Genomic DNA, 25,730 nt, shown 5'->3' with positions numbered 1-25,730 from the left:
GCGGACCTTCCATCTCCCAGCCTCAGGAGGGGGCAGCTGCGATGGGCCACAAGGTCAACACCGTGGACGGCAAGGCAGGCGACGTCGACCTGTCCGCCGTCCGCACCTTCACCGAGAAGTACCGCGTCCCCAAGGGCGCGGCCGGCACCTACATGGTGACCCGACTCCCGGTCGCCTGCACGGCCATCGCCGTACGCGCCTACCGCGCTGACGGGACTGGCGGCACCGTGAACGCACAGCGCAATGGCGGTGACCTGCTCGCGGAGAACCTGGCCACCACCACCGACGCGTGGACGGGCTGGACGCACCTGCAGAACGCCACGTTCGCCGCGGGCGACACCCTGTCGGTGGTCACCGCAGCCTCAGCCGGTAGTCCGGCTGAGGTCATCGTCCAGGTCAACTTCCGAGTGAATCCATAGGGGCGCGCGTGTACGTGTACCGCAACAGCAACAACGGCTCCATCTACGAGGTCGAGCAGCGGTCGCTCCGGATGGACGCCCTGCCGAACTGGCTGCTGATCGCCGAGCCGGACAAGCAGCCGGCCGAACTGGTGGCCACGCCCACGGCCCGGCCGTCGCGCCCGCTCGACACCGACAACAAGGCCACCTGGGAGGCGTACGCGATCTCCCGAGGCATGCCCGCGAAGGACGCTCGCGCCCTCAGCAAGGCGTCGCTGGTGAAGGAATTCGGCCGAGAGGAGGATGACGATGCCTAGAACCGACCTCCCAGTCACGAAGATCATCCGCGCCGGACACGACCTGGCGGCGGCACTGCCCACACCCGCGATTGCGGACGGGCACGCGTTCATCAACAACAGCCGCCGCATGATCCGCGTGAAGAACGCCAACACCGCCGCCCGGACAGTCACGGTTCAGATTCCCGGCGAGGTCGAGGGGCAGCCGCTCCCGGACGTGCCGTACACGATCCCGGCCAACGACGGGGACGTGCTGATCCCGGCACTGCCCGCGATCTACAACCAGAGCGACGGCAAGGTCTACCTCGACTACTCAGACCCGGCTGGCCTGACGGTGCAGGTCCTCGAACTGCCTGTGGCGGGGTAGCCGATGCCGACGTACGCCACGGCGCAGGACTACACCGACTACACCGGCACGCCCGGTCCGGACGACATCGCCCGGCGGCTCGCGCGCGCGTCGGAGCGGGTCGACGAGCTGTTGTCGAACGCCATCTACGAGACGACCGTCGAGGGCGTCGCCGTGGACCCGAAACTGGCGGACGCCATCACCCGCGCGACGTGCGCGCAGGCCGCGTGGACGCTCGCGGTCGGCGACGAGTTCGGCACCGCGTCCGCGTTCAAGGACGTGAGCATGGGGTCCGTGCGCTTGGCCAGGGTGGACACCAAGACTGGCGAGGCACCCCGGTACGCGCAGGACGCCGTATCGATCCTGCTCGGGGCCGGGTTCCTGATCGCGGTGATGACCTGGTGACCGCCATCCCCAACTTCATGTTCCGTCACACGGCGGTCGTGGAGCCGCTGGTCGGCGAAGGCGCTTACGGGCCGGTCTACGGGCCGCCGGAAACCCATCCCTGCCTGGCCGACGACAAGCGGCAGCTCGTTCGCGACGCCAATGGCATGGAGATCGTGAGCGACACGACGGTCTACTTCAGACTTGGCGTCACGTGCCCGCCCGGCAGTCGCGTCACGGTCAACGGCCGGGCGAGCACCGCCATCACGAGCCTCGTGCGCAACGGCGGCGGCCTGCCCACACCTGATCACGTGGAGGTGGCGCTGAAGTGAAGGACGGAATCGACGTCGACCTCGACCTCCACATCAACCCCGCCGCCTTCAACGAAGAGACGAAGACGGCCGCGGCCCGGGTGCTCAAGGACGCGGCACTGCACGTTCTGCAGGTGTCCAACACTAGGGTTCCGCTGCAGGAGGGCCACCTGCAGACCTCGGGTGACACGGCGGTCGACCGCGACGAGATGCGGGCCTACGTCAGCTACTCCCAGCCGTACGCGATCGCGCAGCACGAGGAGCTCGACTGGAAGCACGCGCCCGGCCGCGAAGCGAAGTACCTGGAAAAAGCGCTGGAAGAGGAAGCTCCAGCAGTTCAGGCGATGCTCGCGCAGCAGCTGAAGGAGCTGTTCACGTGACGCCGCCGCCGGGATGGACTCGGCAACTCCTGGAAGGGCTCGGCCAGCTCCTGGAGGACGCGGGCGCTGGCGACTGGAACCCCGAGGGCATCTACACGGCTGCCCAGACCGCCATCACGCTCGGCGGATTGCCCACCGCGCCGGACCTGGCCATCTCGCTGGCCACGTACGGCGTCGGCCGGACTGGCGACGACGTCGAGCAGACCGACTCCTCAGTGCTGGTGCAGTTCCGGATGCGGGGCGGTCCAGACCCGCGTGTGGCCGATGACCTGGCCGACGCCGTATTCAACGCGGTACACGGCCTGTCCAATCGGCGGCTGTTGAGCGGCGTGTTCGTGCTGCTGGCTCAGCGGCGCATCATCGCCCCCCACACACGGGACGGCTCAGGCCGCGTGGAGCGGGCCGACAGCTACGAACTGCTGTGCGTCCGGCCCTCCACCTACCGGGACTGACCTACTCCCTTCTTTTCCACTGTCGCTAGCACTATCGCTAGCGACTTCGGCATGCGCTCACAAGGAGATGAGATGACGCTGCGCAGCCTGCTCGCCAAGGACTGGCGGGTCGAGATCAACACCGGTCCCACCGCCTCGCCGACGTGGACGCCCGTCAAGGGCCTGACCGAGTTCGCCGAGGAGATCAACACCGAGACGGAGGACGACAGTGACTTCGATGGTGACGGCTGGGCCTCCCAGGTGATCACCCAGCGCGGCTGGACCCTGACTCTCAACGGCAACCGCAAGCGCGACAACGAGGCGACGACCTTCATCCCGGACCCTGGCCAGGAATTCCTCAGGAAGGCCGGCCACATCATCGGCCCCGGCGCCGACGTGCACGTGCGCTGGTACCGCCGTGACGGCTCGCCCGATGCCTACGAGGGCCGCGCCGGAGTCGACTACAAGGGAGCCGGTGGCGAAACGACCGATTTGGAGCCTTTCGAGATCGAACTGCTCGGCCAGGGCAAGCCCGAGGAAATCGAGAACCCGGTGGCGGCATAACTATGGCGAAGCTCAGGGCCCTCGACGAGTTCTTCGACGACACACTCACCCTGCCGGTCAACGGCAAGGAGTACACCGTCCCCGCGCCGGACGCGGAGACCGGCCTGCTGTGCCAGAGGCTCATGCAGGCCGGTGTCGCCGCCGCGAACGGCCAGGAAACGGACCTGACAGACCTGGCGGACTTGGACGACGACCAGGAGACGGACCTCTACCAGCGGTGCCTCGGTCCGGTCTATGACACGCTGCGCGCCGACAAGATCACCTGGCCAAAGATCAAGCACTGCGGCGTCACCGCGTTCCTCTGGATCGCCGTTGACCTTGATGCCGCGATGAAGTTCTGGGGGTCCGGTGGCAACCCGGAACTCCTCGCCCCGAACCGGGCCGTCTCCGAGGCGGCGGCGAGTACGACCCGGTCACGGGGCTCTACGAGTGGTACGAACCCGCCCCGGCAGGCCCGGCGCTCACGTGGGAAAGCCTCCTGACCCACTGGGACCTCATCGAGGCCGACCTGCACAGCGAGTTCGGGATCGACCTCGATGAGCCCGGCCTACTACAAGGCCGCTCCTGGCGGTGGCTCCGAAACCGGATTCTCGGCCTGCTGACGGCCGAAACCCGGCTTGCCCGCCAACTCGCCCCACCCCCCGACAAGACGGCCAGCCGTGCGCGTGGCCGCGCTCTCGACTAACAGAACTGACGCAAGCAATACAGATCGCGTGAGGGAACTACCCGGGGAGGTGAACCGTGGCTCTGTCGATCGGCGACCTGTACGCGACCCTGAGCCTGCGCGACAGGATGTCGGGGCCGCTCGGCAAGGCCACCGCAGGCATCAAGATCCACGCCACCGGCATCCAGGCTGCCTTCGTCGCTGCGGGCATGGCTGCCGTCCGCATGGCGAGCACCGCCGCGAAGGGCGGGCAGGCCCTCGTCTCAGCCGGTGCAAAAAGCAGCGCGCTACTGGCCGGAGTGGGTGCGGCCGGCGTCGCGGTGGGCGGCGGCCTGGCAGCGGCGTTCGCTGGCGTGACACTCGGCATCGCCGCGATCGGTATCAAGGCAGCCGCCGCCGCACCGGCCGTGAAGGCAGCCTTCGCCGACCTGGGCGCGTCCGTGAAAGGGCAGCTTGCGGACGCCGCGAGCGTCTTCCAAGGGCCGCTGATCTCGGCTGCTGGCCAGCTCAAGAGCATGTTCGGCTCGCAGATCGCTCCGGCGCTGCAGGCGATGTTCACGCAGATCGCGCCACTGATCACCCAGTTCACGTCCGGGCTCGGGCAGATGCTCACGCCTCTGCTGCCCGCCATCCAGGCGGTTGTGGGCGCGGTCGCGCCGATGCTGTCGCAGCTCGCGGGGAGCCTCGGCCAGTTCGGGGGACAGCTCGCCGGCTTCCTCGCTCCAGTGTCGGCCGCCCTGTCGCAGAACAGCGGCTTGCTGGCGACCCTGGTCACGGGGATCGGTGGCCTGCTCGTGGCGCTCGGGCCGCTGCTGGCCGCCTTTGTGCAGCTTGCCGGGGCCGTGGCGGGGCCGCTGATGTCCGGGCTCCAGCTCATCGCGACCACCTTGTCCGCGCAGCTCGGGCCGGTTCTGATCCAGATGGCGCCGCTGATTGGTCAACTCGTCGCGGGCCTGGCCGGGATCGTGGCCGCGCTCATTCCTCTGCTCCCTCCCATTCTTCAACTTGCTAGCACTTTAGCTAGCGCACTGATGCCGGTGCTGACGCAGGTGGCGCAGACCATCGTCGCTGCTCTGCAGCCGGTCCTTGTCCAACTGACCCCGGTGGTCGGGCAGATCGCGACCGCCTTCGGGCAGCTGATCACCGCCGTTCTGCCCCTGCTGCCGCCCATCGCACAACTGGTCGGCACGCTCGCCTCACAGCTCATCCCGGCGATCACGCCTGTCATCCCGCTGGTCGGGCAGGTCGCGGCGGCCCTGGCTGGCGCGCTGCTCTCGGCCTTTTCAGCGATCTTGCCCGCCGTCACGCCGCTGCTGCCGGTGATCGCTCAACTGGCGCAGGCCCTGCTGCCGCCGCTGGTGCAACTGATCAACGCCCTGTCGCCGATCTTGACAGGGCTGGCGGGGATCTTCGCGTCCGTGGTCGGCGCGGTGACGCCGTTCCTTCCACCCTTGATCCAGCTCAGCACGGCGATCCTGCCGCTGGTGATCAGCGTTGTGACCGCCTTGGCCAAGTTGCTGACCGGAGATTTTCAAGGCGCGTTCAACACCATCAAGCAAGGCGTCATCACCTTCGGCACCACAATTACATCGGCCTTCAAGAAGCTGTGGACCCTAGGCAGCGATCTCGTCACCGGAATCCGGGACGGCTTCGTCAAGGCATGGGACACCTTCATCAACACCATCAAGAACCTCGCCCAGGGCGCGGTCAGCCTGGTGAAGGGCATCTTTGGCATCTCCAGCCCGTCGAAGGTATTCGCGGAGATCGGCCAGCAGAACGTCCAGGGCCTCATCAACGGCATGGCTCGCAAGCAGAAAGGCTTGCAGAATATGGCGGCCAGGCTGTCCACCACGCTGCAACGCGCGGCCCCCGGGCCGCTGACGTACGCCTCCGCGATCAGCCCGCCGCCACTGCCGCCCGCGGCCGTGCCTGCGAACTCCAGCCCCGGCGGAGGTGACGGCCGCCAGATCCACATGACGATCAACAACCACTACCCGCAGGCCGAACCCACCAGCAAGTCGATGAACCGGGGCTTGCAGTACGCCGCGGCGGTCGGCCTCATCTCCTGACCTCACCACCCGCCAACAACTCCCGGGGAGGTGAGGCGTGGCGCTCAACGTCGGCGACCTGTTCGCCACGATCAGCCTCAGGGACAACCTCACCCCCGGCCTGGGCCGGGCCGTGGTCGCGCTTCGCACCATGGCGGGCCGGTTCGACGATGGGGCAGCGCAGATCGCGAAGACCGGCGCCGCGATCTCCCTCACTGCCACGGTGGCCAGCACGGCGCTGGCCGGCCTCGGCGTGGCCGCGTCCGCCGTCGCGGTGGGCGCGGCCGGAGCCCTCGTTGGCCTGGTCGGCGGGATCGCGGCGCTCGGCATCGCTGCGGCGGCGACCTCCGAGAACGTCAAGGGGGCATTCGTCTCGATGGCGTCCGCCGTAGGGGCGCAACTCAGGGCGGCGGCGGCCACGTTCGAGGAGCCGCTGAGGCAGCTCGCCGGGAACCTGCAGACGATCTTCACTACGATGATCGCTCCGCAGCTCGCGGCCATGTTTCAGCAGATCTCGCCGCTGATCGGGCAGTTCACCACGGCGCTGGTGCAGGTGCTGGTGCCGATCCTCCCAGCGGTACGGGAGATCATCGCGGCCATCGTGCCGATGCTGTCGAGCCTGGCCGGGGCCATGGGCGCCTTCGCCGCCCAGGTCGCCGCGTTCCTCGCACCGATCACGGCCGCGTTCGCGGCCAACAGCGGCCTGCTCACCCAGTTCGTACTCGGCGTCGGCGCGCTCCTGCAGATCCTCGGGCCGTTCATCGCCGGGTTGGTCCAAGTTGCGGCGCAGCTACTCGGCCCGGTTCTGAGCGCCCTGCAGATGATCGTGCAGGCCCTGGCCGGATCGCTGCTGTCCGCGATCGTGCAGACCACGCCCGCCATATCGCTGCTGCTGGGCAGCGTCGCCCAGTTGGTCGCCGCCCTGCTGCCGCTGCTGTCTCCGCTGCTGCAACTAGCGGCGGTGTTCGCTACGGCAGTTATGCCAGCAATAGTGCTAGCGGTATCGGTAATCTCCGGCGCGCTGGCCCCGGTCCTGATCCGGCTGCAGCCGGTCGTCGGTCAGGTCGCGTCCGCGTTCGGCGCGTTCCTGCTCGCGGTGGTGCCGCTGGTCGGCCCGCTGGCGGACCTGGTGGTTCAGCTCGCTTCGGCGCTGCTGCCCGCGCTGGCTCCCCTTCTGCCGCTGGTCGGGCAGGTCGCGACGGTCCTCGGTAGCGTACTGGTGCAGGCCCTCGGCGCAGTCGTCCAGGCGATCACGCCGATTCTGCCTCTGCTGTCGCAGGCCGTCCTCCTGTTCGGCGCGCAGCTCATGCAGGCGCTCCTCAACCTGACGCCCACGCTGCTCCAACTCGTCCAGACGTTCTCCACTCTTCTGCCCGCCGTGGCGCCGATTCTGCCGCTGATGGTGCAGTTCGCCGCTTCGATCCTCCCGCAAGCGGTACAGCTTGCCGAAGCGCTCGCTCCGGTGCTGATGCAGCTCGCGGGCGGCTTCATCCAGATCTTCCAGGCGGTGTTGCCGCTCATGCCGCCTCTGCTGCAACTGGCGGGCGCGGTCCTGCCGCATGTCGTTGCCTTGGTGTCGCTGCTCGCGCAGGGCCTGCAGACGCTGCTCGGGCCTGCGGTCCAGGGCGTCGCAACCGTCGTGGCCACGATGGTGCAAACCGTGGCCACACTGTTCGGCTGGCTGTACGACGTCCTGATCGGCCACAGCATCATCCCGGACCTGGTGACCGGGATCGGCCGGTGGATCGGCGTCACGCTGGTCGCGTTCTTCGCCGACCTCCCGGGCCAGCTCGTGCGGGCGGTCGGCGACATCGGCTCCGTGATGTCCGGCGTCGGCCAGGCCGTCATGACCGGCGTGTGGTCCGGCATCGTGTCCATGTACGACTGGCTGAAGAACGCCATCTACGGCTTCTTCTCCAGCATCATGCCGGACTGGGTGCGGCAGGCCCTCGGCATCTCCTCGCCGAGCCGGGTGTTTGCGCAGATCGGCGGATTCACGATGCTCGGCATGGCGCAGGGCATGCAGCAGTCCGCTGGCGAGGTGATGCGGACGGCGCGCAGCATCGCCGGACAGCTCACCACAGCGTTCAATCCGGACCTGTCCGCGTCGGTCAGCTCGGGCGCGGCTGCGGTCGGCGGGCCGGGCCGGAGCGGGGGAGTGGTGGTCAACCTGACCACGATCAACCCGGTCGCTGAGCCGGGCTCGCAGACGATCAACCGTGGCCTGCAAATGGCTGGCGCTATGGGGGTGGTGTGATGGGCGCGACGTACTTCCTCGACGGGGTTCCTCTGGATCACCCATCGGGGTGTTGGCGGCTGAAGAAGGGCACGAAGCGGCGGCCGTTGCCGGGGGTACGGACGGTGAACCTGTCTGTGCCTGGCCGGGCGGGCGATGTGCCCGTGCTCGGCTTGGACCATGAGGCGACGACGATCGGGCTGGTGCTCACCGTCTACTCGTTCACTCCGTCCGGCGCGGACGGCGGCGCGCAGCAGATGGAGCACAACCTCGAAGCGCTCGGTGCGCTGCTCGGGACGCGGCACCGGCTCATGGCACTCAAGTGGGTGACGGGGGCGATCGTCCGCGTCGCCGGAGTGACCGTGGAGGCCACCAGCGAGCCGGAGTATTTCCCGGGCGCGGCCATGGCCCGGCTGACCGCCGTGGTGAAGGTGCCTGGGGTGTACTGGCGGGACGAGACCGACACGACGTGGACCGGCGCCATGCCGGGCGCGGGCCAGATCGTCACTCCGCTCGCGGGTAGCACTGGCCCCATCGTCGACTCCATGGTGCGGATCACCGGCCCCGCCGTCCAGCCGTCCGTACGCGACGTCGCGACCGGCGGGACGGTCGCCTACACGGAGACCGTGCAGGCCGGCCAGCACCTGCTCATCGACTGCGGTCAGCTGCGGGCGGCGGTCGTCACGACGGACACCTGGGACATGACCCTTGGAACAGGCGCGACGGACGTGACCGGCGACATCAACGCGACCGGCCCCGGCAGCGCGTTCCGCTGGCTCCATCTCACCCCGGCCATGGCTGTGGGTGATCCGCACTCGCGGGCCGTCCTGGTCAACGCCACGGCGTTGGGCACGTCCGGCGCTTCAGCTCTCGGGATCCGGGCGCGCCGCTCCTACCTGTAGGACTCTGCTCGTAGGAGCCTGCGCGAGAGCTGAGATTGTGAGCTTCATTCCAGGTCACGGCCCAGATCTTTCGGATCGGGTATCGCAGCGATCAATTCGCCCCGATGCAGCCAGCAGTTCCGTCCCCGTGCCGCGAGGTCTGGTGTCAGCCAGCCACGCACAGTTTGCCTGTGTACCAGGCGCCGCGGATCCCGTACCCGAGCCTCGTCGCCCCCGGCTTCACACACCTTTCGTAATCGGGGGCGAAGATCGTATCAACATGGATGACGACGTCGGTTCGCGGAGGGGTATCGCAGTGCCCGTACCAGCTGAGACCACCTTCGTCTTTGTAGTAGCCGCACTGCAACTGGGCAGCTGCTTGCGTATTGGTGGTCGTCGCGGCTGAGGCCGGAGTCCCAGCGAACGCGATAGTGGCGGCCGCGAAGGCTACGATCGCCGATTTCGTGATGGTGGGAGTTGTGAAGCGCATGATTCCCCCTGAAATGCAGTGAAGGTTCCGATCCAGACACTCAAGCGCATGACGGTTTCAGAGCTGCTTCATCAAGGCTTCACGCCAGTTCGGATTCGCGTTGAGAAGCGCTGTCCGTGGTGTCCGGCTCATCGGTCTTAGCACGCGACGCTCGCTTGTGGCCCGCAGGAAGGGAACCAGTGTTCGACGTCCGCCTCATTGCCTACGCCCCCAACGGCGACCGGCTGGGCTTGCTGCCGCATCCGCTCGGGTTCGAGGTCGGATACCCACTGAACGACGTGCCCGCGCTGACGTTTCGGTACAGCCGTCACGCCATCGGCGCGGACCTGCTCGCGCAGCCGTGCGAAGTCGCGGTGGAGTGGTCGGAGGACGGACACACCTGGACGGAGCCGCCGGACTCGCGGTTCCTGAGGATTCGGCGCGGCACAGCCGTAACCGACGTAGCTGGCGTCGAAGCGTTTGAGCTGCCTGGCTACGGCTGGCAGCTGCGCAAGGTCGTGTTGTTTCCCGGGTCCGCGCCGCTGGTCGACGGAAAGAGGGCGTTCACCAGCGCGACGCCGGGCAGCATCCTGCAGTCGTTTCTTGCTGAGGCGCAGGCGCGTGGCTCGCTCCCCGAGTTCGACTGGACGTTCAATACCACCCGCGACAGCAACAACAAGCCGTGGGCGAAAAGCTTGACCATCTACTACCGGCTGGGCCTGGACGCGCATACGACGCTGATCAACCTCGCTGAGCAGTCCGTGATCGACTTCCGCATGGAGGGCCGGACGCTCCACGTCTACAACGCTGACAGCGCGCTGGCGCGCGACCGGACGGCCGCGCCGCGTGTGGACCTGATGCTTGGCCGTGACGTGCTCGACGCCCCGGACTCGGGCACGCTGGAGGATGCCGCGAATGCCGTCTTGGTGGTTGGCGATGACGGGTTCCGCCGGTCGTACGGGTCCAGCGCGGTCCTGCCGTGGGGCCGGTGGGAAAACTACATCGGCCAGGGCGGCGTCTCGGATGAGGGGACCGCGTTCCTGCTCGCCGAGGGATCGCTGCTGCGCGCCGCTCAGGAGCGCGTGCAGCACACCCGGGAGATCACCCCGGTCGGCGCGCGGTGGCTGCCGTGGCGGGACTACCAGCTCGGAGACAAGATCATCGCCCCGGCGAGCGGCGGCGCGCTGGAGCCGCTTAGGGTCCGGCAGATCACCCTCACCAAGGACGACAAGGGCACGGTGGGCGGGAACGTCGTGCTCAACGACCGATTCCTTGAACAGTCAATCAGGCTCGCCCGCCGCACGGCCGGCATCGTCGGCGGCTCCACCGCGTCCGGCGGATCCGGCGCGCCACCCGCGCCGCCGTCACCGCGCGGGCGCACGGCGGCGAAGCCCGTGGGCCTGATCGTGAACCCGATCACCTACGTGGACGCGTCCGGGCACGCGCAGGGTCAGGTGACCGCGACGTGGGGGCCGGTGCTCCTGGACGTGACCGGTGAAGCGATCGACATCGACTCGTACGAACTGTTCATGCGGGAGAACATCGTCGGCGCGCCGTGGTTCTTGGTGGCCACCACGGAACCGGGCGACACCACGGCGACGTACTCGCCGCTGCTCGTTGGCCAGGAGTACGCCTTCAAGGTCCGCGCCACGTCGCAGGGCGTCAAAGGCGTGTTCTCCGACGAGTACGCCGCGCTCATCGAGGTCGACGACACCCCGCCGCCAGTGCCGACCGCTCCCGCGCTGTCGGCTCGGCTCGGCGTGATCCACGTCGGATGGGAAGGACTCGGCTTCGGCTCGGCGCAGATGCCGGCCGACTTTCACCGGGTGCGGGCGTGGATGCAAGACCCGCTCGCCCCCGGCGCGGCCGAGGTCGGCTACCTGCAGGCGGCCGGGTCGATCGTCGTCACCGGCCAGCCATACGGCGCGCTGCGCGAGTTCTGGCTGACCGCCGTCGACCACGCCGGGAACGAGTCTGGCCCGTCCGCGAGCGCGGTCATCGCCGCGGTGCAGCTCGTGGAAGGCGACGCCGCCGACGAGTCGATCACGACTGGCGCGCTGGCGGCCAACGCGGTCACGGCCGACAAGATCCAGGCGGGGGCGATCGAGGCGTCGCACATCGGCGCCAACCAGGTCACGGCCGACAAGCTCGCGGCCATCCTGGCGCTGGTCACGCGGATCGTGGCCGGAGACCCGAACGCGGCGCGGGTGGAGCTCAACGACGACGGTTTGACCGCGTACGACGAGGGTGGCGTGCAGACGGTGGACGTGTCCTCGACCGGCGCGGTGAGCATCGTCGGGCAACTCGCGACCGGCCTGACCGGCAACCGGCTCGTCATCAACCCGACCGGCGCGACGCAGCCGGAGATCAGGTTCTTGCCGGGCAGCGGGACGAACCCGGCGCGGATGTACGTGGACGGGTCGATGTACCCCGGTGAGGCCACCGTCGTCACCGTGTCGGGCGTTAGCGGGTCGGGCACCGCGCAGGCCCGCGTCGTGCACGCGGCCACCGACTACCGGATCGCCATCGTCAACCCGACCAACGGGCTCGCCGGCGGCGGCTACCTGGTCGCGAAGCCGAACGAACTTGAGGTCGGCTACAACGACATCTCAGCGAACTTGCAGCGCTTCAAGTTCAACGCCGCGTCCACCCAGTTCGCCGGGAAGTGGTCGTTCTCGGGTAGTGAGGCCGGCCTGTTGATGCGGTCGGTGTCGCTGTCGGGCGGCTCGTCGTACTCCGTGAACTGGACGTTCACGATGGTGACGATCCCGCGCGTGGTGTTCACGGCGGACAATCCCATCCCGGACCGGCTGGCCTTCCACATGCGGAACCCGACGACGACGAACTTTTCGTTCCGCAGCTCGGAGAGCAGCTTGGGCGCGCCGACGCAGTTCACCGTGCAGCTGAACATGTGGGCCTGGCGGATGTGAAAGGGGGAGCGATGGCGGTTGAGCAGTGGCAGATCACCGAGGTTCGGGAGGTCAGCAGTCCCGGCGAGGACGCATGGCTGATCACGTACAAGCCGGTCTTCGGCGACCCGGGCGCTACGTTCGTCAGCTACGTGCCGAAGGAAGCCGTCGAGGTCCGGGCCGCGGAGTACGGGCTGGCCACCGTGGATGAGGCGCTGGACGTGATCCTGCATGCGCCGCTGCTCGCGCCCGCGCACGCGGCTGGGGAACTGGACATGCCGTCCCCGGCGCTGCTCGACGTCGAGACGGCCCGCGCGCAGGTGAACGAGCAGTTGGACGTGTGCAAGGCGAAGTACGGCGTTGTCACCACGGCGGCGGCTGGAACCGGCCGCGTGGCCAAAGCGCAGGCCGACCCGCTGCAGGTCATCCGAGATCAGACCCGGATCGACCCCGTCAAGGCGGCGACGATTCGCATGGAGATGGACCGATACCGGCTCTCCCACGAGGCCGAGATGAAGAAAGGAGGCGGCCAGTGAGCGTGATACTGCCCGCTGGTTTGCCCCGGTACGCGTTGCGCCTGGTGGCGTACGAACCGAATGGCGGCAGGCTGGGGCTGTTACCGTCACCGCTGAGCTTCGAGTCCGCGGCCCCGCTGAACGATGTGTCATCGCTGCGGCTGGACTACTCAACGCACGCGGCTGGCGCGGAACTGCTTGCGCGGCCGTGCGAAATCGCGCTGGAGTATCTGGCGGGCGGCGACTGGGTGGAGCCGCCCAACGGTCGGGTTCTGCGCATCAAGCGCGGCTCGGACGTAACTGACCAGGCGGGGAAGCGGAGCTACACCTGCCCTGGCTACGCCTGGCAGTTCAAGAAGGCCGTGCTGTACCCGACCGCCGGGATGGTCGATGGGAAACGGCAGTTCAACGCCGTTCCGGTGGGTGCGGTGCTGCGGACCCTCATCGATGAGGCGAAGGCCCGGGGCGCGCTGGACGGCATGACCGCCGAGTTCAGCAGCAGCGTCGACAGTGACGGCAAGGAGTGGGCAGCCACGCTGACGATCGCGCTGGAGCCTGGCGTGGACCTGCTGACCTTGCTGCTCAATCTGTCCGACCAGGGCGTGATCGACTGGCGGATGCGCGGCCGTGAGCTGCAGGTGTTCAACGAGGGCACCGTGATGGCCACGGACCGATCGTCTGGCCCGGCGCTGGTGGACCTGTGGCTTGGCCGCGACGTGGACCAGGCCCCGGATGACGCCACGCTGGAAGATCTCTCCTCCGCAATCCTTATTGCTGGCGAGAACGGATTCACTCACGAGATCGCCAACGACCCCTCCGCGTCGCCGTGGGGCCGCTGGGAGACCTACCAGCAACAGGGCGGGGTGAGCGACGCGGGGACGGCCGCCGCGCTCGGACAGGCCGCTCTGAGCCGCGCGGCCGAGGAACGAGTGCAGATCACCCGATCGGTCGTGTTCGACGTCGCACGCTGGCTGCCGTGGGCCAACTACGCGCCGGGGGACACGGTGCTCGCGCCAGGCGACGGCGGCGGCATGGAACCGCTCCGGATCCGGCAGATCACGGTGTCCCGGGCGAGCGACGGCAAACTGTCCGGCAACCTCGTGCTCAACGATCGGTTCTTGGAAGACGACATCAAGCTTGCACGCAAAAGCGCTGGCATACTCGCGGGCGGCGTGTCGTCCGGAGGGTCCGGCGCTACGCCAGCGCCGGACTCCAGCGGTCGTGTCCCGGCCGCACCGCCGGGCCTGATCGTGGAACCGGATGCCTATCTGGACGCGGGCGGGTACGGGCGCGGCATCGCGGTGGTGACGTGGGGGCCGGTTACTGCGGACGTCAACGGGGTCGCGCTCGACGTTGGCGGCTACGAGGTGTACGCCCGGCCGAACGCTGAGGGCGAGCTGTGGTATCTGGTGGCGCAGACCGCGTCCGGCGATGTGTCGGTGAGCGTGTCGAGCTTGAATGTGGACGCCGAGTACGCGTTCAAGGTGCGCGCGGTCGGTAACGACGGCACGAAGGGCGAGTTCAGCCCGCCAGTCGCCGTGCTCATCCCGAACGACACCACCCCGCCGCCGGTGCCGTCCGCGCCGACGCTGACGACCAGGCTGGGCGTGATCCATGTCGCGTGGGACGGCCTGGGCACCGGTGGCGTGCCGATGCCGATCGACTTCGAGCGGGTTCGCGTGTGGATGCAGGACCCGCTTGCACCGGGCACGCCTGCGGTCGAGGTCGACTACCTGACGGCGGCCGGCGTCGTGGTGATTCCGGATCAGCCGTACAACGAGCCTCGCGAGGTGTGGCTGACCGCGATCGACCGCAGCGGGAACGAGTCGCAGCCGACAGCGGCCGGGGTGATTGCCACAGTGCCGCTGGTTGACGCTGACTTGATCGGCGAAATCATCGACGGTGCTGAGCACATCATCGACGGGACGATCCCGGGCGACGCGAAGATCACCGCCGATTCAATCACAAGCCGCCTGATCCGGGCGCTGGCGATCGAGGCCGACAAGATCGCCGCCAACGCGATCACGGCGGACAAGGTGGCCGCGGGCTCGATCCAGGCGAGTCACGTCTCCTCGAACGCGATCACGGCCGACAAGATCTCCGCAAACGCGATCACAGCGGCGAAACTGGCCGCTGACGCGATCAACGGCAAGACCATCACGGGCAGCTTGATCCGTACGGGCACAGCCGGACAGCGAATCGTGATTGACCCCAGCACATTGGACATCCGCTTCTACCCGGGCAACAGCACCAATTATTCGCGGCTGTGGAGCAGCGATAACGATTTTCCGGGCGAGGCAACTTTCCGTATCACGTCCGGGACCAACGTCGGCCGAACTGCACAGACACGCATGACGATCGCTGCCGGATGGACCAAATTGGAGATTCTGAACCCGAATAACAGCAACCCCAACGGGGGTTTCTTGGAAAGCGCTGAAAGCTATTCGCGCATCGGCTATGACGATGGTGGCGTCGATTCCCAGTACATGTGGATGGACGGCTCCGGCATGACCACGCACATCGGTAAGTGGTGGGATTACGCGAGCGCATCGAACACGTGGGGTATTCATTCGGGTTCATTCGTTTCCGACGAAGACCAGATTGGAGAGAGGGTTTGGTACGGGCCGACCATGCGCGACAACATGGGCCCCGTCTGTACTGTGCGTGACGGTGCTGGTCAGGAAAATTTCACCTGGTGCATTACTGCCTCGAATCAACAATATTTCGACGTGGGGTGGAGCAGGTCAGGCGGATCCTCTGGCCCTCTCACCGGCAAAGCAACTTATTGGTGGAGCTTTCGACACAATGGAGCGTCATAAATGGAAGTCTGGACTATTTGGGATGCTGAACTGGGCTACAGCCCCATGCATTTCCAGGACGGCGATGAAGCGAAGCGTGCACCCATGGGTGCCGAACCGCTGTGGGGCCTGAAAATGGTCCGGCCCGATGGCGAGTCGATGCTGGGCATGATGCCGCACAGCACGATGGAGTGGCGAGCTGCCGAATACTGCATCGACCCGGACGACATAGACACGATTCTGGACGTGATCCTCCATGAGCCGTGGATCCCGGCCGCCGACGATCCGTTCGCCGCACAGAACCCGAAGCTCGCCGAAGTGATCGACCAGATACGCGACATGCCGACGTGCTGGACAAGAGGAGTTTCCGACCAGGATCGGCGTGACGCGTGCCTGGCCAAGATTGCCTTGGTCAAGGAGAGCATCGCGCGGGTAGACCCGGCGCCACTGGCGGACCGACAAGGCGCGCTCGCATTTGTCGGCTCCGACAGGGCCGCCCCATCGGATCCGTTGGCCCCGGTCAAGGCGACACGACTGGATCCGATCCGGGTGGAGTCCAGGCGTCTGGCCGTGGAGTGGCAGCGCCGTACCGTGACGCACGCCGACTTCTACAACAAGCCGGCTGCGACGTTCCTTGGCATGCTTCCCGCAGGTGCCGGGTGAGCGACGAGCCGCCCAGCCTTGCGCTGGCCCTGTCCGAGCTACGCGGCGCGGTCGAGCTCGGGTTCGAGCGGACCAACGGGAGTACGGCGTTGATTCTGCAGAGGCTCGACCAGGTCGACGGTCGGCATGCCGAGCTGGTGAAGCGGGTCGAGCAGGACCGCTCGGCGGCCGAGGCCCGGTACGTCTCGCTGGAGACTCGCCTGGACACGGTGGAACGGGAGGCTGTGACCCGCTTGCAGCTCACCGACCGTACCCGGCAGATCATCGCCGTTGTCACCGTCCTGGTTGCCGTGGCGGGCGCGGTGATCGCGCTGATTCAGCTCACTCGCGGCTGACTGGCCGCTCTCGCTCAATTAACTGCACTTGCTTCACCTGCTTGTCACGGCTCTCGACGTCGTGATCAAGACGCTCACCTTCCTACGCGCAACGCGAGATGAGGCCGAGCGCCATCACGACGACCAGTCGTCAACCTCGACATTCCAGACCGCGGGTGCGACAGGCTCAGGCCCGGCGCACCCGCGATCGGGGTGAGGAGAAATGAGATCAGCAACTGCTGGTGGAGTCGCCCGCATCCACGGTGCAGGTGTCGCTGCCCAGGCCGCCGCTGGCGGTGTCGCCGCTGACGCCGTCCTGGACGTCGATGTTGTCGTTGCCGAGATTGCCGCTCATGGTGTCGGTGCCGGTGTGGTCGATCAGGGTGTCGTCACCGTTCTGGCCGTCGAGGTCGTCATCTCCCGGACCGCCGTCGATGGTGTCGCTGCCGTTGTCGAACAGGTGCAGCAGTCCCCCGAGGAGAGTTTCGCCGTCATTGGTGTCGGCGCCAGGGCCACCGAACAGGGTGTCAGCGCCGTTGCCGCCGCCCATGGCGTCGTCGCCGTAGTCGCCGTAGAGGGTGTCGGTGCCGTTACCGCCGTCAACGATGTCATCACCGAAACCGGCGGAGATGATGTCGTTGCCGTTGCCGCCGTTGATGGTGTCGTTGCCCTCCAGGCCGCAGATCACATCGTTGCCGCTGGTGCCGTTCAGGGTGTCGTTACCGGAAGTGCCGGTGATCGTGCATGCGGGGAGCGCCTGCGCATTGAGTACCGCGGTGCCTTGCGAATAGGGCTGAGGGCCGAAGCCGTCATTCCAGCCGCCGACGCGGATCCAGTAGGTGGTGGAGGCGCTGGCGGAGAAGGACAGCGTCGAGGCCCCTCCGGGGGAGATGCCGTCGTCGTTGCAGGCGATCTCGGTCAGCGAGCCGAGGCCGGCACCGGTGTAGACCGTGAGCACGGTGTCGAAGTTGGAAGCGGCGGTGTCGGCAGTGACCGTGGTGGCGGCGGACAGGGTCAGCGAGTACCAGACGGTCTTGTACGCGATGCTGGGGACGGGGGTGGAGCTGCACGACGGGTCAGGTTCGCTGCCCTCGGTGGTGGCGTCCACGGTACTGACACTGTCGGCGAAGGACGCGGTGTGGGCCTGGGCGTTGGCGAAGTTGTCGTTGGCCGGAGCCACCGCCCAGGCTGGGGAGGCGGTCGAGGCGACGACCGCGAACCCCAGCGCCAGGGCGGCGGTCATAGAGATCAGCAGACGCCTGCCGCGTGCGGTGAAGGCGTGTGCGGTGCGAGGCGATCGAGTGCTGAGGATGTGCATGAATCCCCTCCGGGGAGACGCGCGGGCGGCCCCGTTCCATGAGGAGACGGAGCGCCGGTCATGGCACCCATCGAGTAGGACGGTCAGAAGCCGTTCCATGGACGGGCGATGGTCCCCCGAGCGCGAGCACGCGTTGCGTCAAGGACGCGAGGTGGTCGCGATCATTGTGCTGTGCCGGGCTCAGAACGTGTGCCTCAAAGGCTGCCCGGTCGCGCGCTGTGAAGGTAGGACTGGCCGCTCTCCTTTACCTAGGACTGAAGGCGACTGAGGTGGGGTGCGGTACCTACCAGAGGCGAGTGTGCGCCTGAACCTTCATCCCGGCAACCCTCCGCGTATGGCCACATCAGGACACACCGGACCGCAACCTCATACCTCGATCACCCATGGCGTAGAGAGCGGCCAAGTGCAGATAAGCATCGACCAACACAAGGGGGATCACATGCCATGGCTGACGCAGCTTGCCGAGGTCGCGCGGAAGACCGGCTTCCCGGTGACGGAGGTCGGCGGATGGAAGTCCCGTGGCCACGGGCAGCAGCCCTCCGTTGAGGGCGTGGTCTGCCACCACACAGCCGGTTTCAATGATCGGCATGTCGTGGTGAACGGCAGGCCGGGCCTCGATGGGCCGCTGTCGCATATCTGGCTTCAGCACACCGGCCGGATCTGGGTCGTTGCGGCTGGGCGGTGCTGGCACAACGCGCCGTCGACCAGCGCCAACCACATGAACTCGACGTCCATCGGCATCGAGGCCGAAAACGACGGTCGTACGGCGTGGCCGCAGGTGCAGCTCGACTCCTACCACGCACTCTGCGCGGAGCTGTGCCGGGAGTTCGACCTGCCTGCGTCCAGAGTGCGCGGCCACAAGGAGGTCAACACCGGCAAGGTGGACCCCCACTCGATCAACATGAACACCTTCCGGGGGCGCGTAGCCGCGCTGATCAAGAACCCGGAACAGCCCGACAAGCAGGAGGAGGACGACGTGCCCGAGGTGATCTCTCTGGGGGCTGGTGAGGACCAGTCGGTCCCGGCTGGCGGCGAGGCGGCGGTGCGCTGGCACACCGAGTACGCCGACGACCCGCCCGGTCACGGCGCGGACGGCGTCGCCGTCCTGGCGAAGGCCGGCCGCTGGTGCATCGTGGACGGCCTGGTCAAGGTCCGCGGCCTGAAGCCTGGCGCGGAGATCGATGTTGCGTGGTCGCGGTACGACCGTGACGGCAAGCAGTTCGAAGACGACGCCTGGCGGCTCAGCTTCCGCGCAGACGTCAACGGCAGGGTGGAGCAGTCCGTAGGCGGCCAGTTCGCGCTCAACACCAAGAACCAACTCCGGCTCCGGATCATCAACCCGACCGACGCTGCGGCGGTGGTCGAGAAGGTGACCATGGCCAAGATCGCCATGTTCAACCGCTAGAAGGGCGGTACCTGTGAGCATCCGACTCATCAGCCGCCGCACGTGGGGAGCGGAGACTCCCACGACGGCCTACACCCACATCCCCGGCACCGACGGCGTGAAGATCCACTACACGCGCGGCCACGTCGACGAGCAGATCGCCACCGACCACGAGGTGTGCGGCAAGCTCATCAAGGCCATCCAGTCCGAACACATGGCCGGGGCCCGCGCCGAGCCGATGATCGACATCGGCTACAACGTGATCTGCTGCCCGCACCGCCGCGTGTTCGTCGGCCGCGGCCCGTACGCGCTGCCGGCGTCCAACGGTCAGGGACGGAACACGGCGCATTACGCCGTCCTGGCCCTGGTCGGCAGCTCCGGCTTCACGGAGCCGAACGACCTGCTGCTGCACGGCATCCGGGACGCGATCGAGTACCTGCGCGCCGAGGGCAACGCGGGCAACGACATCAAGGGGCACGAGGACGGCGCGGCCACGCCGTGCCCCGGCATTCCGCTGTCGGCCTGGGTGGAGCAGGGAGCGCCGCGGCCGCCGTCCCCGCCCGTTGTGCCGGTCCCGTTTGTCCAGCCCACCCCGAGAACCACGGAGGCCCTGGTGAAGAACCTGCCGATCCTGAAGCCGGGCGACTCGCACCGGCACGTGCGGCTCATGCGCGCTGTCCTGTTTGCCGCTGGATTCGAGCCTGCGAACCTGCACAGCTCGACCTACGACCCGAACGAGGTCGACCTGGTGAAGAAGGTCAAGGCGTTCAAGTCGACACACAAGATCCCGTCCGGCGCGGACCCGCTGGAGTGGGACGCCTCCTGCTGGGAGGCCGCTCTAACTTGACGCAAGCAATAATGCTCGCGCGATACCCCAAGGAGGCACATGAACGTCATCGGACGCCACCCCGCCACAGTGGCCATCGCCCGCTACTTCGAGTACGACCACCTGCCGCCGTTCCTGCAGGTGGTGTCCAAGCCGTCCGCCGACCTGGCTCAGCAGATGATCGACACAATGCCGGACTGCACGGAGCTGACGGTGGGGCTGCGCAAGCTTTTGGAGGCCAAGGACTCTTTCGTCCGGGCCGCCCTGCCCCCGAAATAGCCCTTTCACGCTAGCAATACCGCTCGCGCCTATACACGTTTGCCCGCCGAGTGGCGGGCCTGTCCCTGAGGAGGGGCACATGCACGGTGAGCCTGTTACCTACTCCAAGCCCAAGGTCGAGACCAAGGTCAAGGCCATGACGCTGACCGCCTACTTGTCCGGAGTGGCCGGCCTGGCGGTGCTGCAGGCGGTCGCTGCCGACCCCAGCATGATCGCGTTCCTGCCCGACTGGATCGAAGCCGTCGCGCTGCCGCTGGTGCCGACTGCTCTGGCCGCGGTCGCCGGATGGAAGGCGCGGCACACGCCTCGCCCCGATCTGCCGGACACGCAGCGGTAACCGCTCGAACGGGTACGCCCCGCTTCTCCCTGATGGGAGAAGCGGGGCGTTTTCCGCGTTTCTGCAGCTAGTTGCCATCCGCTTCGACCGAAGGCGTCCTCGTCCGCGAGCCGCCGCGCGGCCGCAGGGTGACGCCAGCCTCCATCAGCACCCGGTGGACGTAGCCGTAGCTCTTGCCGACCGCCTCGCCAACAAGACGGACACTCAAGCCGCCGTCCACGTACTTGCTGACGATGTCGGCCGTCAGGTCTTCTGCTGTGCTGCTCTGTGGCATCGAGTCTCCCGAGATATGTTTTAGTCATTCCATCTTGCCGCAAGCTATACAGCTTGCGAAGGCAGTACTCGCCGATGAGATACGCCCCACTTCCTCCTGTACGGAGGGAGTGGGGCGCATTCGGCATCAGATCAGCGGGTCCACAGCCCGATGATCCCGTCCTCGTGTTTGCCGTAGAAGGTCAAGAGGCCAGTCTGGAATCCCCAGTTCTGCAGTGTCGCTGCGCTGATGGAGCAGACGTGGGTGGGGTCCATCGCCAGGACGTCCCACACCTGCGGATTCGGTGTTGTCACGACGACGCCCTTTGTCGCGTGCTGCTGAAGCGTACGGACCAGCCGCTCGGGCTCCTCCAGGTGTTCCAGTACCTCCAGGGCGGTGAACCAGTCGAAGCTTCTGGGTGGTGTCCACTGGTTCAGATCGACGCCGTCGAGCCAGGCGTCCACGGGCACGTATCGGCCTCGCCATCCCCAGTCCACGCGCAGGCATACGTCCAGTTCGGTCCAGCCGGCTCCTACGTCGGCGAGGATGTCGGTGTTGGAGATGCCCGCCGCGTAGAGGCGGTCGGCTGCGGCGTCGTAGCGTGCCCGGCGTCCGGCGTACGTGGTTCCGCGCGGCCGTCGCAGGTACGTTTCGGCTTCCCGGACGCGTGTGTGATCGACTGTCGCGCCCTCCCCGGTTATCAGGCCGGCCATGGGAGGTCCGTCTCGTAGGGTGCGGCGTAGTCGATGCCGGGCACGTCGAAGCCGTACAGGCGGTGAACCTCGCTGGTGAACCAGCCGATGTCGGCCAGGTCGCCGACGTTGTCCGCCGTTACCTGCTCCCACCGCTCGCTCACCTGCTCCTGGACAGCGGGGTCCAGTTCCCAGCCGTCGAGCCGGAGACGCCCTTCGTCGTCGAGTTGGAGCGGTCGGGTGTTGGTGAGCTGGTCCCACATGTCGATCGACTGTGCGATGGGGGAGTGCATGTGCTTGCCGAGCACGCCGCGCAACAGGCTGGTATAGAGGGCGATTCCTGGGATGGCGGTGGACGCCTGCGTGACGGCCGCGCCGTTGACCGACGTCAGGGCCCGCCCACCATCTGGCCGGAGTTCTCCGTCCAGGATGAGCGCGGTGTTCTCCAGGTGGGCCTTGGCAGCGCCGATCGTGCCCTGGCGGTAGATCTGCTCGGTGAGGTGCGAGCCGATGTAGGACAGCGCCACCGTCGTGAAACCCGGGCGCAGCAGGCCCTGGCCGGCGAGGGCGTCCACCCACAGGGCCCAGTCCTCCCCGCCCATGACCTTGATCGTGTCGGCTTTCTCGTCGTCGGTGGCGGGGTCGGTCCAGACGTCCTTCAACGTCGGCGTGTCGCCACCGAAGTCCAGGGTCTTGGTTTCGGAGCCGCGGTCGAGGGGCTTGAGCGCGGACTGGTGGGTCTGGCCGGTGACGGGGTCGGTCCGGCGCGGTGCGGCGACGCTGTAGATCAGGTAGTCGATGCCGCCCTCGTACTGCTTGGCGAGCAGGTCGAGCACCTGTCGTTTCGTGTCGTCAGCGAACGCGTCGCCGTTGACGAAGGAGAACCTGCTCTCCGTCTCGGCGGCCAACTCGGCGGTCGCGATGGTGCGGTACCAGCCTGCGGTAGCGGTGCGCCGGTCGTTCGGAGGCCGCTCGAAGCACAGGCCGACGCCCTGGATGCCGTAGCGGCGGATGCCGGCGATGGCGGCGGCCAGGCCGTATCCGGCGCTAGACCCGATGATCAGCGCGGTCGGCCGGTCGTCCCTCGCGGCGGTGCTCGCCGGGGCGACCTGGTCGCTCATGTCCTGCACGAGGCGAGCGCACCCGGCGGGATGGGAGTCGAACAAGAGGTAACCACGCCCGCGGGGCTGGATGATGCGTGCCGTCATCGTGTACGTACCTGTGCCTGTCTGGTCGGGGCCTGCGGGCCGGCTGGTGTCCGCGAGGCGGTGAACGATTGCCTGAAGGTCACCGACCGTGTGGGCCTGGCCGGTGTCCTCGTCGGGAACGGTGATGCCGAAACGAGCTTCGAGATGCTGGATGAGTCGTCGCAGCCCGAGGCTATCGATCCCGAGCTCATGCCACAGGCGCAACGCGGGGTCTGCGCAGTCACCGGGCGTGAGGCGCGCGGCCGTGGCCACCGCGGCGACCACGGTCTCGTCGATACGGGGGTCACCCACGGGGCGCCTCCTCTCTCGGGAATCGCGCCCACAGCGCTTCGGCGGGCACCAGCGGCAGGCCATCGCCGTGAGCGGGATTGTTCCCGCCGGTCTGCTCGCCGGTGCGCTGGTCGAAGGCGTCGATGAGCAGCGAGCACGACCCACAGAAGCTTCCGCACGTCATCCTCTCGGTCTCGGCGCGGGGGATGACGTCGTGCAGCGCCTTCAGGCCACCGCCGGCGCGCACGGTGGCGACGTAGGCTGACCGGTTGGTGCGTTCCAGGATGGTGCGCAGCGGGTCGGTGAACAGGTTGCCGAAGGCGAGCTTGCCCGGCACGTTGAACGCCGCGCACGCGTAGACGCTGCCGTCCTTCTGGAGCAGGGCGGTGGGCAGCACATAGGAGCCGACCGTGGGGGCGAAGCAGTCGTAGCACTCATCCATCCAGTCGGCCACCGTCGTGTGGCCGGGCCGGTGAATACCGGCCTGATCGGGGAGGCGCTCGTTGTCGAGGTAGACCCGCATCGTGGAATGCACACGGTCATGCGGGAAATCCCCGTAGGACTCCTCGTACGTGCGCAGCAGGTCGTAGATCTTGTGCTGCCGGTCGGCGGGGTCGGCCAGGCTGGATACCGCGATGTTGAGGTCGTGGTCGGTGAACTCGCTGACGGCCTGGTGGATGATCCGGGCCACCCGGTCCAGGGGCGTGGTCTGCTCGCCGATGGACACCATGAGCAGCGGCACGAACAGCCGGTTGTCCAGCAGCCCGGCCTCGACGAGCTGATCGAATGTGCGACCGCAGCGCCGCTCGGACCCCCAGATGCCGTTCGTGGTCAGCTTGCTGATGTCGGTGATGCCGCGCGCCCTGGTCATGAACCTCAGCAGGGCGCGCATCGCGACGAAGGGTTCCCCGCCGGTGATGGCGACGCTGGGCAAGCCGACATCTACGAACTCAGCCAGCAGATGATCGAGCTGAGCGTCGGTCAGGGTGCGCCCGGCCTGGAGAGATAGGGCGCCCATGCCGCAGGTCGGGCAGGAGTCGTTGCACTTCGTCGTCAGCTCGAACTCGAAGCGCAGCGGACGGTAGGGGGCGTCGGCCAGGCCCACCTTGTGCCAGCGGTCGTGGATGCGGTCGAACACGTGCGGTGATTTGACGGCGTACTTCCCCTGGTAGGGGATGACGGGGCCGCGTCCGTGGATGAACGTCGCGGTGCCTTCCTTGATCACGTGGTTCTCCTTGGTGGCCCAGAGCAGTCGTGGGGGCGGCGCAGGTCGCCCCCACGATCGTCGCCCCGGACCGGGCCCTTGCCGGGGCGACGGCTGCGGACCATCACGGGGGCACGGGCCGCAGCAGAGGGAAGGCCGCTACCGGCCGATGGTCGCCGTCCAGTTCCCGCGCTTGAGTGTGATCATCCCGTCCGGGGTGATGGTCACCGCCGCGCCGCGGATGGGCAGTTCGCCGTACTGGAGCCAGTGTTCGCGTACCTGGTCCAGGTAGCCGTAAAGACGGCGTGGCCCGCCCTGGTGGATCGTCACCTTGCCGCCGGTCTCCTCGGCACGGCACCATGACCCGTCCTCATGTGCCATGAGCGCGACCCGATCAGGCGTGTCGTCGTAAGTGATGTGGCGGTGTTCGATGCCGGGGGCGATGATGTCCAGCATCGAGCTCACGTCCCACGCGTTGACGACATCCATCACCGGGTACTGGCTGGACTCGACCTGCTCGCCCTCCTCGGCGCGGGCGCGTGCCAGGACCGTCCCGTCCCGGTCCGGGTAGTCGGCGCCAGTGCGGGTGCGCATGAACCCGGCCCGGCCATGGTCGACCACGCCGGCCGCGCCGCCGTCCGGCTGTTTGTCGGCGACGATGATCAGGCTTGTCCCGGTGACCGTGGTCACCAGCCGGCCGCCCGGCTGCAGTGCGGCCAGCCACGACGCAGGGATCGGCCGGACCGCCACCGTGGCGATGATGCGGTCTCCTTCCCAGTCGATCGGGCCGGTGGCGTCGGCGGTCAGGAGCCGGGGCCGCCAGCCGCGTTCATCGAGCCGTTGTTCGGCGGCGCCGGTGAGGTAGGGGTCCACGTCGATCGCGGTCACGCGGCTGTGGCCGAGCCGGTAGCACAGCAGGGCGGTGCCGTAGCCGGTTCCGGTGCCGACGTCCAGGACGGTGGAGCGGTTGTCGATGGAGGCGTGCCGGTACATTTTCACGAGCAGGCTGGGGTGCGTGGACGACGACGTCGGCGAGCCCTGCGACAGGCAGACGCCGGGGGCGGCGTGGTCGGCGTGCACATCGCCGACCCGGGTGACCAGCGTCCGGTCACGGTAGGCGTGCTCCTGCCACTGCTCGGTGTCATCGTCGCCGACAACCAGCTTCCACCCCTCGGGAGTTGCGGTCCACCAGCGTGGCACGAACGGGTGCCGCTTGGTGTGCTCGACCGCGCTACGCCACCGGGACGCGGGCGGGGTTACCTCGGCGGCGAGCCGGCGCGCGGGCTCCTTCCAGTCCATAAGGAAGTATCCGCCGGCGATTTCGCTGCGGTCACTCATTGGTCACCGCTCAC

At 67.6% G+C, this 25,730-nt stretch carries 28 protein-coding genes; 21 read left to right on the top strand and 7 right to left on the bottom strand.

The genetic code is table 11. The annotated features are described in order from the left end of the window. Window positions 1–41 precede the first annotated feature (41 nt). The 12 genes from AB0I81_RS29920 to AB0I81_RS29865 all read left to right on the top strand — a co-directional run bounded on the left by AB0I81_RS29920 (window position 42) and on the right by AB0I81_RS29865 (window position 8,960). Window positions 42–419 carry a hypothetical protein gene (locus tag AB0I81_RS29920; protein WP_360663170.1) on the top strand — a complete coding sequence of 126 codons (378 nt, stop codon included), beginning with the start codon at window positions 42–44 and terminating at the stop codon, window positions 417–419. A gap of 8 nt (window positions 420–427) precedes the next feature. Then, window positions 428–715, top strand: coding sequence for a hypothetical protein (locus AB0I81_RS29915; protein WP_360663168.1), 288 nt, complete (start codon window positions 428–430; stop codon window positions 713–715). After that, window positions 708–1,061, top strand: a complete 354-nt coding sequence (locus tag AB0I81_RS29910; protein ID WP_360663166.1) for a hypothetical protein — start codon at window positions 708–710, stop codon at window positions 1,059–1,061. The genes AB0I81_RS29915 and AB0I81_RS29910 overlap by 8 nt, the downstream gene beginning before the upstream one ends. A 3-nt stretch (window positions 1,062–1,064) precedes the next feature. After that, window positions 1,065–1,445 carry a hypothetical protein gene (locus tag AB0I81_RS29905; protein WP_360663164.1) on the top strand — a complete coding sequence of 127 codons (381 nt, stop codon included), beginning with the start codon at window positions 1,065–1,067 and terminating at the stop codon, window positions 1,443–1,445. Beyond that, window positions 1,442–1,756: a hypothetical protein gene (locus AB0I81_RS29900; protein ID WP_360663162.1), complete on the top strand. Its 315-nt coding sequence runs from the start codon at window positions 1,442–1,444 to the stop codon at window positions 1,754–1,756. The genes AB0I81_RS29905 and AB0I81_RS29900 overlap by 4 nt, the downstream gene beginning before the upstream one ends. Next, on the top strand, window positions 1,753–2,115 hold the full coding sequence (locus tag AB0I81_RS29895) for a hypothetical protein (protein ID WP_360663160.1): 363 nt from the start codon (window positions 1,753–1,755) through the stop codon (window positions 2,113–2,115). The genes AB0I81_RS29900 and AB0I81_RS29895 overlap by 4 nt, the downstream gene beginning before the upstream one ends. Further along, window positions 2,112–2,567, top strand: coding sequence for a minor capsid protein (locus tag AB0I81_RS29890; RefSeq protein ID WP_360663158.1), 456 nt, complete (start codon window positions 2,112–2,114; stop codon window positions 2,565–2,567). The genes AB0I81_RS29895 and AB0I81_RS29890 overlap by 4 nt, the downstream gene beginning before the upstream one ends. 72 nt (window positions 2,568–2,639) lie before the next feature. Beyond that, window positions 2,640–3,110 carry a hypothetical protein gene (locus AB0I81_RS29885; protein WP_360663156.1) on the top strand — a complete coding sequence of 157 codons (471 nt, stop codon included), beginning with the start codon at window positions 2,640–2,642 and terminating at the stop codon, window positions 3,108–3,110. 2 nt (window positions 3,111–3,112) lie between these two features. After that, window positions 3,113–3,592, top strand: a complete 480-nt coding sequence (locus tag AB0I81_RS29880) for a hypothetical protein (protein ID WP_360663154.1) — start codon at window positions 3,113–3,115, stop codon at window positions 3,590–3,592. A gap of 259 nt (window positions 3,593–3,851) precedes the next feature. Continuing rightward, window positions 3,852–5,843: a hypothetical protein gene (locus tag AB0I81_RS29875; protein WP_360663152.1), complete on the top strand. Its 1,992-nt coding sequence runs from the start codon at window positions 3,852–3,854 to the stop codon at window positions 5,841–5,843. Window positions 5,844–5,880: 37 nt separating this feature from the next. Next, on the top strand, window positions 5,881–8,079 hold the full coding sequence (locus tag AB0I81_RS29870; protein ID WP_360663150.1) for a hypothetical protein: 2,199 nt from the start codon (window positions 5,881–5,883) through the stop codon (window positions 8,077–8,079). A gap of 104 nt (window positions 8,080–8,183) precedes the next feature. Next, complete coding sequence (locus tag AB0I81_RS29865) at window positions 8,184–8,960, top strand: hypothetical protein (RefSeq protein WP_360663148.1); 777 nt, start codon at window positions 8,184–8,186, stop codon at window positions 8,958–8,960. A gap of 145 nt (window positions 8,961–9,105) precedes the next feature. On the opposite strand, the gene AB0I81_RS29860 is transcribed toward AB0I81_RS29865, so the two are convergent. After that, window positions 9,106–9,429, bottom strand: a complete 324-nt coding sequence (locus AB0I81_RS29860) for a DUF6355 family natural product biosynthesis protein (protein ID WP_360663146.1) — start codon at window positions 9,427–9,429, stop codon at window positions 9,106–9,108. Window positions 9,430–9,608: 179 nt separating this feature from the next. On the opposite strand from AB0I81_RS29860, the gene AB0I81_RS29855 reads away from it, so the two are divergent. Genes AB0I81_RS29855 through AB0I81_RS29835 form a run of 5 tightly spaced genes read left to right on the top strand, consistent with a single transcriptional unit; the run spans window position 9,609 to window position 16,628 of the window. Next, on the top strand, window positions 9,609–12,338 hold the full coding sequence (locus tag AB0I81_RS29855) for a hypothetical protein (RefSeq protein ID WP_360663144.1): 2,730 nt from the start codon (window positions 9,609–9,611) through the stop codon (window positions 12,336–12,338). 11 nt (window positions 12,339–12,349) lie between these two features. Next, a complete protein-coding gene (locus AB0I81_RS29850) occupies window positions 12,350–12,853 on the top strand; it encodes a hypothetical protein (protein ID WP_360663142.1) in 504 nt (167 codons plus the stop codon). Then, window positions 12,850–15,651, top strand: a complete 2,802-nt coding sequence (locus tag AB0I81_RS29845; RefSeq protein WP_360663140.1) for a fibronectin type III domain-containing protein — start codon at window positions 12,850–12,852, stop codon at window positions 15,649–15,651. The genes AB0I81_RS29850 and AB0I81_RS29845 overlap by 4 nt, the downstream gene beginning before the upstream one ends. Then, window positions 15,652–16,293 carry a hypothetical protein gene (locus AB0I81_RS29840; protein ID WP_360663137.1) on the top strand — a complete coding sequence of 214 codons (642 nt, stop codon included), beginning with the start codon at window positions 15,652–15,654 and terminating at the stop codon, window positions 16,291–16,293. It begins immediately after the preceding gene. Then, window positions 16,290–16,628: a hypothetical protein gene (locus tag AB0I81_RS29835; RefSeq protein ID WP_360663136.1), complete on the top strand. Its 339-nt coding sequence runs from the start codon at window positions 16,290–16,292 to the stop codon at window positions 16,626–16,628. Before AB0I81_RS29840 ends, AB0I81_RS29835 begins: the two co-directional genes overlap by 4 nt. Window positions 16,629–16,836: 208 nt before the next feature. Here the strand turns inward: AB0I81_RS29835 and AB0I81_RS29830 are convergent, their stop codons facing one another. Beyond that, window positions 16,837–17,850 (bottom strand): calcium-binding protein, encoded by a 1,014-nt coding sequence (locus AB0I81_RS29830; protein ID WP_360663134.1) that lies wholly within the window; start codon window positions 17,848–17,850, stop codon window positions 16,837–16,839. A 514-nt stretch (window positions 17,851–18,364) separates the two neighbouring features. Between AB0I81_RS29830 and AB0I81_RS29825 the strand changes: the two genes are divergently transcribed. The 4 genes from AB0I81_RS29825 to AB0I81_RS29810 all read left to right on the top strand — a co-directional run bounded on the left by AB0I81_RS29825 (window position 18,365) and on the right by AB0I81_RS29810 (window position 20,751). Then, a complete protein-coding gene (locus AB0I81_RS29825; RefSeq protein ID WP_360663132.1) occupies window positions 18,365–19,330 on the top strand; it encodes an N-acetylmuramoyl-L-alanine amidase in 966 nt (321 codons plus the stop codon). 13 nt (window positions 19,331–19,343) lie between these two features. Next, a complete protein-coding gene (locus AB0I81_RS29820) occupies window positions 19,344–20,156 on the top strand; it encodes an N-acetylmuramoyl-L-alanine amidase (RefSeq protein ID WP_360663130.1) in 813 nt (270 codons plus the stop codon). A gap of 39 nt (window positions 20,157–20,195) precedes the next feature. Continuing rightward, window positions 20,196–20,414, top strand: a complete 219-nt coding sequence (locus AB0I81_RS29815) for a hypothetical protein (RefSeq protein ID WP_360663128.1) — start codon at window positions 20,196–20,198, stop codon at window positions 20,412–20,414. Between the two features lie 79 nt (window positions 20,415–20,493). Further along, on the top strand, window positions 20,494–20,751 hold the full coding sequence (locus AB0I81_RS29810; protein ID WP_360663126.1) for a hypothetical protein: 258 nt from the start codon (window positions 20,494–20,496) through the stop codon (window positions 20,749–20,751). Window positions 20,752–20,818: 67 nt separating this feature from the next. On the opposite strand, the gene AB0I81_RS29805 is transcribed toward AB0I81_RS29810, so the two are convergent. The 5 genes from AB0I81_RS29805 to AB0I81_RS29785 form a co-directional block, all read right to left on the bottom strand. Further along, window positions 20,819–21,025 carry a helix-turn-helix domain-containing protein gene (locus AB0I81_RS29805; RefSeq protein WP_360663124.1) on the bottom strand — a complete coding sequence of 69 codons (207 nt, stop codon included), beginning with the start codon at window positions 21,023–21,025 and terminating at the stop codon, window positions 20,819–20,821. 131 nt (window positions 21,026–21,156) lie between these two features. Further along, window positions 21,157–21,717 (bottom strand): hypothetical protein, encoded by a 561-nt coding sequence (locus AB0I81_RS29800; protein ID WP_360663122.1) that lies wholly within the window; start codon window positions 21,715–21,717, stop codon window positions 21,157–21,159. Next, window positions 21,705–23,195, bottom strand: coding sequence for an enoyl-[acyl-carrier-protein] reductase FabV (fabV, locus tag AB0I81_RS29795; protein ID WP_360663121.1), 1,491 nt, complete (start codon window positions 23,193–23,195; stop codon window positions 21,705–21,707). The genes AB0I81_RS29800 and fabV overlap by 13 nt, the downstream gene beginning before the upstream one ends. Next, window positions 23,188–24,399: a 4Fe-4S cluster-binding domain-containing protein gene (locus tag AB0I81_RS29790; RefSeq protein WP_360663119.1), complete on the bottom strand. Its 1,212-nt coding sequence runs from the start codon at window positions 24,397–24,399 to the stop codon at window positions 23,188–23,190. The genes fabV and AB0I81_RS29790 overlap by 8 nt, the downstream gene beginning before the upstream one ends. 138 nt (window positions 24,400–24,537) lie before the next feature. Next, entirely contained in the window at window positions 24,538–25,716 is a 1,179-nt protein-coding gene (locus tag AB0I81_RS29785; RefSeq protein ID WP_360663117.1) for a methyltransferase domain-containing protein, read from the bottom strand. Window positions 25,717–25,730: the final 14 nt, after the last annotated feature.

This window comes from Nonomuraea sp. NPDC050404 (genome assembly GCF_040655495.1).
Taxonomy (GTDB): Bacteria; Actinomycetota; Actinomycetes; order Streptosporangiales; family Streptosporangiaceae; genus Nonomuraea.
Note: the sequence above shows the minus strand (reverse complement) of the source record. Positions and strands in the feature narration are given on the sequence as shown.

What these genes read in the sequence shown, in the direction of transcription:
- AB0I81_RS29825 (WP_360663132.1), top strand. Translation starts at nt 18,365, where the DNA reads ATGCCATGGCTGACGCAGCTTGCCGAGGTCGCGCGGAAGACCGGCTTC.
- AB0I81_RS29800 (WP_360663122.1), bottom strand. Translation starts at nt 21,717, where the DNA reads ATGGCCGGCCTGATAACCGGGGAGGGCGCGACAGTCGATCACACACGC.
- AB0I81_RS29815 (WP_360663128.1), top strand. Translation starts at nt 20,196, where the DNA reads ATGAACGTCATCGGACGCCACCCCGCCACAGTGGCCATCGCCCGCTAC.
- AB0I81_RS29905 (WP_360663164.1), top strand. Translation starts at nt 1,065, where the DNA reads ATGCCGACGTACGCCACGGCGCAGGACTACACCGACTACACCGGCACG.
- AB0I81_RS29860 (WP_360663146.1), bottom strand. Translation starts at nt 9,429, where the DNA reads ATGCGCTTCACAACTCCCACCATCACGAAATCGGCGATCGTAGCCTTC.
- AB0I81_RS29910 (WP_360663166.1), top strand. Translation starts at nt 708, where the DNA reads ATGCCTAGAACCGACCTCCCAGTCACGAAGATCATCCGCGCCGGACAC.
- AB0I81_RS29810 (WP_360663126.1), top strand. Translation starts at nt 20,494, where the DNA reads ATGCACGGTGAGCCTGTTACCTACTCCAAGCCCAAGGTCGAGACCAAG.
- AB0I81_RS29885 (WP_360663156.1), top strand. Translation starts at nt 2,640, where the DNA reads ATGACGCTGCGCAGCCTGCTCGCCAAGGACTGGCGGGTCGAGATCAAC.
- AB0I81_RS29785 (WP_360663117.1), bottom strand. Translation starts at nt 25,716, where the DNA reads ATGAGTGACCGCAGCGAAATCGCCGGCGGATACTTCCTTATGGACTGG.
- AB0I81_RS29805 (WP_360663124.1), bottom strand. Translation starts at nt 21,025, where the DNA reads ATGCCACAGAGCAGCACAGCAGAAGACCTGACGGCCGACATCGTCAGC.
- AB0I81_RS29830 (WP_360663134.1), bottom strand. Translation starts at nt 17,850, where the DNA reads ATGACCGCCGCCCTGGCGCTGGGGTTCGCGGTCGTCGCCTCGACCGCC.
- AB0I81_RS29840 (WP_360663137.1), top strand. Translation starts at nt 15,652, where the DNA reads ATGGAAGTCTGGACTATTTGGGATGCTGAACTGGGCTACAGCCCCATG.
- AB0I81_RS29920 (WP_360663170.1), top strand. Translation starts at nt 42, where the DNA reads ATGGGCCACAAGGTCAACACCGTGGACGGCAAGGCAGGCGACGTCGAC.
- AB0I81_RS29850 (WP_360663142.1), top strand. Translation starts at nt 12,350, where the DNA reads ATGGCGGTTGAGCAGTGGCAGATCACCGAGGTTCGGGAGGTCAGCAGT.
- AB0I81_RS29880 (WP_360663154.1), top strand. Translation starts at nt 3,113, where the DNA reads ATGGCGAAGCTCAGGGCCCTCGACGAGTTCTTCGACGACACACTCACC.